The 1,386-nt window shown below is 46.5% G+C and carries 3 protein-coding genes; all 3 read right to left on the minus strand.

The genetic code is table 11. The annotated features are described in order from the left end of the window. Positions 1-311 (minus strand): dephospho-CoA kinase (gene coaE / locus B7Y67_RS18155; RefSeq protein ID WP_293599834.1); only part of this gene is annotated, 311 nt, incomplete at its 3' end. A gap of 17 nt (positions 312-328) precedes the next feature. Beyond that, the gene (locus B7Y67_RS18160; RefSeq protein WP_293599832.1) at positions 329-820 is read right to left on the minus strand and encodes an A24 family peptidase; all 492 of its coding nucleotides are present in this window, start codon (positions 818-820) and stop codon (positions 329-331) included. An 8-nt stretch (positions 821-828) separates the two neighbouring features. Then, positions 829-1,386: type II secretion system F family protein (locus B7Y67_RS18165; RefSeq protein ID WP_293599833.1), on the minus strand; the 558-nt coding region annotated here is incomplete at its 5' end.

A 1,386-nucleotide genomic window follows, 5' to 3' on the forward strand; every position in this document is an offset into this window, starting at 1 on the left:
TTGGCCAACTCAAATGCTTGTTTGGCGGTTTCTTGCTGAATTAAGGGGTGGGTTATTTTCTCCAAAGCTTGACGGGCATTTGAATCTGCAAAGACTAGGACCCGCATTTTGGGTCGATCCAGGGCTCCCTGGGGGTCTATGAAGTCAGCCCCAAATTCTTTGGTAATCAATGGAATCGCTTTTCCGCCGGGTGCAGTAATTTGATGGGAAATCAAGTCTGTATCAATCACCCCGGCCCCAAGCTTACCTAGCAAATCGCTCACCGCCGTCTTGCCAGAACCAATGCCGCCGGTTAAGCCAATGAAAGGGATTTCCCCCTTCAAGACTTTTAAATCAGCTTGGGCAGAATGAAAGTTGGAATGAGTTGAGGCCATAACAGCTCAATGATGCCAGCAATAACTAAAAAAGGGCCAAAAGGAAAGGCTTGCTGCAACTGGTGTCCGCGTAACTGAAGCCAGACGAGGCCGCCGACAATTCCAGTGGCGGAGGCAATAAAAAGAATGCTAGGCAGAGCACCCCAGCCCAACCAGGCACCCAGCGCTGCCAAGAGTTTGGCATCACCCATACCAATTCCATTGCGGTTTTTCAGAAGACGATAGCCAGCATTTAAAGCCCAAAGTGAGGTATATCCTAGAAGTGCTCCGATTAATGCCGAGCTTACGGTAGTCAGACGAAGGTCTGAGATTAAGTTAAAAGTAATACCTAAAAAAATTAAGGGAAAGGTAATGGCATTCGGGAGGCAAAAGGTGCGCCAATCGATATAGGCCAAGTAAAGTAAAGCCAGTACTAGTAGGGATTTGACTATCCAGATGCTTACCATGGGATCCACTAAATAATTTGCCCTAAATTAAAGATGGGTAGATACAGGATTATGACCAGACTGCCAATAATGGCGCCAACAAAAAGAATGAGCGCTGGTTCTAAGCTTTGGCTGAGTGCATTGAGTTGGCTACTCAGCTGAGCTCCTAATGAAGTGGCACGCTTATTAAGCATCTCGGCTAATGCGCCACTTTCAGCTCCGATATGAAGTAGTAGCAATGTCTCTAGATCTAGAAGTCGTGATTTAGGGTCTGCTCTTTTGAGCGATTCCCCCAATGGCCAGCCACGAGTGAGGTGTTTAAATATCTCGGCACTAAAGTCATGGCTCACCCAATGATTTGAAGATTGTGCGGTGACTCTCAGAGCATCTGGAAGTGCTAAACCAGTTTCCAGCAAATGCCCTAGGGTTCGACACCAATGACTGAGTGTTGCGAGCCTAAATAGATTACCAAAAAATGGCGTGCGTAATAAGAGAGCATCACAATATTTTTGGAGAGTGCTTGATTTGAGCCAGGAGTAGATAAAGCCTGCGGTTATTACGAGCGCGTTGAGTAATATTTCCAGAAA

The organism is Polynucleobacter sp. 35-46-11 (assembly GCF_002281105.1).

Coding starts and splice junctions, on each gene's coding strand:
- B7Y67_RS18160 (WP_293599832.1), bottom strand. CDS start 820: ATGGTAAGCATCTGGATAGTCAAATCCCTACTAGTACTGGCTTTACTT.